The following is a 6,072-nucleotide window of genomic DNA, read 5'->3' on the forward strand; positions in this document are numbered from 1 at the left end:
AAGGGTCGCTAGTCCAACCGCTTTCGGCGGCGGGGACCACGTCCATATGGCCTGAGAGGATATAGCCCGGCTCCCCCTTTGGGCCGATTGTGGCGAAGAGGTTCGAGCGATCGCCCTCCGGGCCGGGAAGCTCCGTGACGACGGCGCCGTGGCTTTGCAGATAGTGCCGGATCCATGCGACGATCTCGCCGTTCGGGGTGCCAACGACGGAGGGGAAGCCAACGAGCCTTTCGAGAATTTCAATGGCCGGCATCAGCGACCTCACAAGCAGGCCCTGCCTGCCGAGACGGCGGCCATGCCGCCGACGGAAACGACAATTCGGCCCAGCGAGATGTTAGAGGTGTTTGCAACAGGGCTGAGGGAGGTGACATTTCCGAGCTCTCACAGTGAACAGCGACTCCGGCCGCTGGATCTGTCGATGAGTCTAGAGGGTGGCGCAGGCGTTACTTGCCGAAAGCGCATCGGGATTTGGTCGATTGTTGTGTTTGCGCAGGCTTCACCAGTGAATTGTATCGAACGATCTGTTCTAGTCTGGACGGAGAAGTTTCCGGGCGCAGACTTGGCCAAAAAATGCAGCAGGGGGCGGGAGTGAGTGAACTGATATCCGAATCCAGGTTCGTCGATAGTTTCGAGACGCATATCGCCGGGATCGACAGCGTTGCCCTCGACCAGTTGCACGCGCTTTCGATGACCGTCGCCTGGCCGCATCGCGGTGAGGACTGGCAGTTCCTGCGGGAGTTTGGCCAGGGCATCGTGGCGATCGATGAGATCGGCCGTATCCTGGGCTCTGCCATGTGGTTTCCCTATGACGCGCAATTTGCTACGATCGGTATGGTCATCACCTCGCCGCGTCTTCAAACCAATGGCGCCGGGCAATGGCTGATGGGCCACGCGCTGAATCAGGTCGCCGGGCGGAACCTTGGGTTGAATGCGACGCGCGCAGCGCGCCGTCTTTATCGGTCCCTGAATTTTGTTCGGGAGGCGCTGGTCTTTCAATGCCATGGCGAAGCGACATTGCCGCCGGATGTGGAGCCGCCGTCCGGTGCCGTGATACGGGCCGTGGGGGCTGGTGATCTGGAAGCGATCGCTGAATTGGATTCCGTGGCTTTCGGCACGGATCGCAAACTGCTCCTGGCCCGGCTTCTGGCAAATTCCAAGGGCATCGTGTTGAGCCGCGCCGGCCGGATCGAGGCATTCTCGCTTTGCCGGCGGTTCGGGCGTGGCCATGTCATCGGTCCCGTTGTGGCGCGCAGTGACGCAGACGCGATCGCCGTCGTCCGCCCGCATGCTGCCGAGCACGCAGGAGCGTTCCTGCGCCTCGACACACGCGAGCAGGGCGGAGCCTTTTCCGATTTCCTCTCCCGCTGTGGTCTTCCTGTCTACGATATCGTGACGACCATGTCGCTCGGTGGCCCCTGGCTTCCGGTTGCCGGACGCGCAGTGACGCCCGAGCCGAAGACCTATGCACTCGTCAGCCAGGCACTAGGTTGATACAAGCCTGCTGACGATCGTTTCGGGTTTTAAACGCCGGGACAGATGGGGAGGCGGGTCAGAGCCTGCTGACGTTCCAATTCGGGCCGGAACGAGCGGTATTGCCAGAAACCCTCCGGGCTTTCCTTGCGGTACACGGTCTCGAGCCAGAACACTGTATCATCGATCGGCAAGACAGGATGCCACGCGTACCATTCCGACCAGATTTTTCCTGCCGGGTCGCCGTCCATGATCGCCACTCGCCTCCTCATTATCGGCGCAACTCGAACATCCGTGCGGCACGGAGCCGTTGCGATCCCGGCGTGCCTCGACAAATGTTCTATTGTCGAGAATAACAGCGAGAGAATATTCTTCAATGGAGATCATTTTCCCGTATTCCGCGAAGTCTTTCTTGTCCGCGGTCGGGGGATGTTTCAGGTTGTAAGAAGTGGCGCCGTTGACGAGTGATTTCGTCGGTGGATGCAACGCCTCGATTGGGCTTCGACACCGGCGATGAGCTGCGGTGTTCAATCACCACGGATCTGTTTGCGTGGTGGTTGGATGGCTCAGCTAATCGAACGTAGCCCGAGATAGGCCACCAGACTGACGGCGGAGAGGGCGATCGTCAGCCTGGGTCTCGCATCGTCGAACATCGCCGCCAGCGAAAGGCCGAGCAGCAGGATGACGGATTTTGCCCAGAGATCCTGATCGGAGACGGTGAAAGCGATTGCCGCCAGAAAGACGGCGCTTGCGACGATCGTCACTGGGGCGGATTTCTCGGCGAGATCGCCGCCTGCGAAATACGGCAGGAGAAAACGGCGCATGCTCAAGCCTGAAGCGACGCTCAGAAGAAGAAGGGTCAAGACAAGATGCAACATAGGGTCGTCGCCGATCGATCTGCAGATGGCCTTGCGGATGCAAACCTCATGCCAGCCCCAAACCCTAAGATCCTCATCCGACAGAGGCAATGTCGCCGCCTGCATGGCTATTTCCTCGGCGTCGCGATCCTTTTTTCGGCAATCGCTTGCCTGTCCGGTCCGCGGATGGCGTTTTTTCGCCCAATGCCGAAACCGGCTTGAGCTGATGCAATGATTTTTATATAGAGAATTATCCATCGTCTTAATTCCGGAAACGAGATCTTTTCATTGGACCTTTCATCGATCGAGATATTCCTCGCCGTTGCCAGCGACCGCAGCGTGACGAAGGCTGCCAAGGCCGTCGGGCGGGTGCCGTCGAATGTGACGACGCGCATCCAGCAGTTGGAAGAGGACCTCGACGTTTCCCTTTTCAGCCGTGACGGCAAGAAGATGACGTTGACACGGGAGGGTGAGACGTTTCTCGGCTATGCCAACCGGCTTATGGCGCTTGCGCTCGAAGCGCGCCAGGCCGTGCGGCCTCTCGCCCCATCGGGGACATTGCGGGTCGGCACGATGGAGAGCACGGCGGCAAGCAGGCTGCCGGCGGCGCTGACGCAATTCAATCAGATGTGGCCTGATGTGTCGCTTCATCTGACGATGGGGGCGTCCCGCGATCTGACCCGCGACGTTCTCTCCGATGCACTGGATTGCGCGCTGATTGCCCGCCCGCCGAAGACGATGCGCGAGGAAGACTCGAGCTTCGATGCCGAACTCAAGGCGCTCGAGATGGAGCCGGTCTTCGTCGAGGACCTGTTGATCGTGTTGCCGTCCGGGCATCCCTCCATCAAATCCGCCGCAGACCTGCGTGTCGGGTCGCTCGCCGCTTTGGAGCCCGGTTGCACCTATCGCAGGATCGCCGAAAACTGGGCGCGCAAATCGAGCGCCCTGCCGACGAGCGAGCTCGGTTCCTATCACGCGATCCTGGCGAGCGTTGCGACCGGGAACACGGCGGGTGTCATGCCGCGATCCGTCCTTGATCTCATGCACTGGCCGACGCCTGTCCAGACCCATCAGCTGGGCCCTGTCGAGACGCTGCTCGTCTACCGCAGGAATGATCGCCCCAGCGCGTTCAACGCATTCCACGAAGTCCTCAGCGCGACAAAAGGCAGAGATGTCAGGCTGGCGACAAACTAGCCCGCACGCCTTTCTTCTTCGCCGCCAGATAATCCTCGCTTAAAATTGGTCTTGTCATGCAGTATCCCGTTTCCCCGAAGGTGGGACCGAGCCGCTTCCGCCGCTTCCGTTTGTTTTCACCTATTCTGGCCGGTGCGACCTTAAGAGAGCGATTGATTGCATGTCTCGGCGCTTTGCTGGCCATTGGTTTCACCGGCGTCATCAGCGGCTATCTGTTCGGCCAGGGGCCGCATCTTCCCCTGATCGTCGCGCCGATGGGGGCGTCCGCGGTGCTTCTTTTCGCGGTGCCGGCAAGCCCGCTGGCGCAGCCTTGGTCGATCATCGGCGGCAATACGATTTCCGCCCTGATGGGAATCATTGCCGCCTATTTCATTCGTGATCCGATCATCGCGACCGGTGTCGGCGTTTCGCTTGCCATCGGCGCGATGTCCTTCACGCGCTGCCTTCATCCGCCGGGAGGAGCCGCTGCCCTGACCGCCGTTCTCGGCGGCCCTGTCGTTGCCGGCTGGGGATTCCTCTTTCCCTTCGTGCCCGTCGCTTTGAACTCCTGCATTCTCGTCGGCCTTGGCCTGCTGTTTCACAAGCTTTCCAAGCGGAATTATCCGCACGTCGTTCCGAAACCCGCGGAGAACACCCATCAGACGATCGACTTGCCCTCGGCCGTGCGGGTGGGTTTTCGAGAGGAGGATTTCGATGCTGCCCTCGAAGCGCTCGACGAAACCTTCGATATCGATCGAGCAGACCTTGGCCGGCTGCTGCAGCAGGTCCAGCTGCAGGCGGCCATCCGCTCAAACGGCAAGATCAGCTGTGCCGATATCATGTCGCGTGACGTGATCGCCATTGGCGAAGCTCCGGAGCCGGATGCCGCACGGCATCTTCTCTTGAAGCATAATATCCGTACGCTGCCGGTGAAGGACCCGGAGGGCCGCCTCATCGGCACCGTCGGCTTGCGGGAATTGTCGAGGGGCATCGAGACCATCGCGCATGCGATCTCGAGACCGGCGGTAGCGAGGCCTTCGGACCCCGCCCTGTCGCTATTGCCCGTTCTAACGGACGGACGCACGCATGCCGTCATCATTGTCGATGACGATTATCGGATCCTTGGCGTGATATCGCAGACGGATCTGCTGAGCGCAGTAGCGCGACTGCTGCCGAAGGAAGAGAATGCGATCCCGGCGGTGGCGTGAGCGGTCGGCGTGAGACGTAGCTGGAGAAAAAGTCGGTGCTGATCGAGCGCGATTCAAATGGCGACTTCATCCTGGAATCATCGGAACTGGCGGAGCGGTTCGGGCTGTCGCTCGCCGATCTTCGCCGCCACATGCGCCATGGTTCCGTCGTCAGTTCCGTGGAAATCGGTACAGCTGAACATGAGGGGACGAAACGGGTGTCGCTTCGGCTCGGCAACAGGCTTTGGCAAGCCGTTTTGAACGATGAAAATGAAGTGCAGCAGGAACAGATGACCGTTCTCCGGGGAAGATCCTCCGGACGGCACCCGCGCTGACACCATCATGATATGTGCTCCCACGCGGTGCTTATTACGCGCAGGCACGGCATTCCCTACCGCTCGTTCGTTTCGAAGAGGCCGCGGGCCGCCTCGACCATCGACTGCAGGTGATTGGGGTCGCGTACGCCCTGTCGGTAGAGCTCGATGACGATGCTCGCCATTCGTTCGGCTTCGTCGCTGTCCCTTTCTATCCCGTAATCGGCGCTGAGCTTGTCGAAGACGCGCTGGCAGGTTTCAAGATCGCGGGAGTCCAGCGGTACCTGCGATCGGGTTTTGATCGTTTGAACCATCTCCATTCCCTCCGATAAGGCCCGCCCGGTGTGGCGGGCCGGTAAAAGCCTTAGAAGTCCATGCCGGGGCCGGCGGGCATTGGCGGCGGCGCGTCCTTCTTGGGTTTCTCGGCGATCATGGCCTCCGTCGTGACGAGAAGACCGGCAATGGAAGCCGCATCCTGCAGCGCGGTGCGAACCACCTTGGCTGGATCGATAACGCCCTGGGCATAGAGGTCGCCATACTCGCCCGTCTGAGCGTTCCAGCCGTAGGAGAATTCGCTTTTCTCGCGCAGCTTGCCGACGATGACCGAGCCTTCCGCTCCCGCGTTTTCGGCGATCTGGCGAGCCGGCGCCTCGACCGCGCGCCGGACGATATCGACACCGACGCGCTGGTCGCCATTGGCGGTCTTGACATTGTCGAGCGCCTTGACGGCGCGCAGCAGCGCCACGCCGCCGCCAGGCAGAATGCCTTCCTCGACCGCCGCGCGGGTTGCATGAAGCGCGTCGTCGACGCGGTCCTTCTTTTCCTTCACTTCGACTTCCGTCGAGCCGCCGACGCGGATGACGGCAACGCCGCCGGCGAGCTTGGCAAGGCGCTCCTGCAGCTTCTCGCGGTCGTAGTCGGAGGTGGTTTCTTCGATCTGCGCCTTGATCTGGGAAACACGGCCTTCGATGTCGGACTTGGCGCCCGAACCGTCGACGATCGTGGTGTTTTCCTTCTCGATCGACACCTTCTTGGCACGGCCGAGCATGTCGAGCGTGACGGATTCGAGCT

8 protein-coding genes and 1 pseudogene are annotated in these 6,072 nt (G+C 61.0%); 4 read left to right on the forward strand and 5 right to left on the reverse strand.

Annotation, left to right across the window (positions count from 1 at the left end):
• Positions 1–253 (reverse strand): annotated as a pseudogene (locus FY112_RS03665) (acetylornithine deacetylase); the annotation flags it as partial.
• A gap of 317 nt (positions 254–570) precedes the next feature.
• Here FY112_RS03665 and FY112_RS03670 point away from each other — a divergent pair.
• The gene (locus FY112_RS03670) at positions 571–1,491 is read left to right on the forward strand and encodes a GNAT family N-acetyltransferase (protein ID WP_151517721.1); all 921 of its coding nucleotides are present in this window, start codon (positions 571–573) and stop codon (positions 1,489–1,491) included.
• Positions 1,492–1,520: 29 nt separating this feature from the next.
• Here FY112_RS03670 and FY112_RS03675 read toward each other — a convergent pair whose 3' ends face one another.
• Entirely contained in the window at positions 1,521–1,721 is a 201-nt protein-coding gene (locus FY112_RS03675) for a hypothetical protein (RefSeq protein WP_151517722.1), read from the reverse strand.
• Positions 1,722–2,036: 315 nt separating this feature from the next.
• Complete coding sequence (locus FY112_RS03680) at positions 2,037–2,348, reverse strand: hypothetical protein (protein ID WP_151517723.1); 312 nt, start codon at positions 2,346–2,348, stop codon at positions 2,037–2,039.
• Between the two features lie 267 nt (positions 2,349–2,615).
• On the opposite strand from FY112_RS03680, the gene FY112_RS03685 reads away from it, so the two are divergent.
• From FY112_RS03685 to FY112_RS03695, 3 genes are read left to right on the forward strand one after another with little or no spacing between them, the layout of a single operon-like run.
• Positions 2,616–3,521, forward strand: coding sequence for a LysR substrate-binding domain-containing protein (locus tag FY112_RS03685; RefSeq protein WP_151517718.1), 906 nt, complete (start codon positions 2,616–2,618; stop codon positions 3,519–3,521).
• Positions 3,522–3,577: 56 nt separating this feature from the next.
• Complete coding sequence (locus FY112_RS03690; RefSeq protein ID WP_131627553.1) at positions 3,578–4,708, forward strand: HPP family protein; 1,131 nt, start codon at positions 3,578–3,580, stop codon at positions 4,706–4,708.
• Positions 4,709–4,743: 35 nt separating this feature from the next.
• Positions 4,744–5,022 (forward strand): DUF6522 family protein, encoded by a 279-nt coding sequence (locus tag FY112_RS03695; RefSeq protein WP_017956758.1) that lies wholly within the window; start codon positions 4,744–4,746, stop codon positions 5,020–5,022.
• Between the two features lie 56 nt (positions 5,023–5,078).
• Here the strand turns inward: FY112_RS03695 and FY112_RS03700 are convergent, their stop codons facing one another.
• On the reverse strand, positions 5,079–5,315 hold the full coding sequence (locus FY112_RS03700; RefSeq protein WP_065283548.1) for a hypothetical protein: 237 nt from the start codon (positions 5,313–5,315) through the stop codon (positions 5,079–5,081).
• A gap of 50 nt (positions 5,316–5,365) precedes the next feature.
• The coding region (locus FY112_RS37385; protein WP_281408437.1) for a TCP-1/cpn60 chaperonin family protein at positions 5,366–6,072 on the reverse strand (707 nt) is incomplete at its 5' end.

This window comes from Rhizobium sp. PEPV16, assembly GCF_008919455.1.
GTDB classification, from domain to species: Bacteria; Pseudomonadota; Alphaproteobacteria; order Rhizobiales; family Rhizobiaceae; genus Rhizobium; species Rhizobium leguminosarum_Q.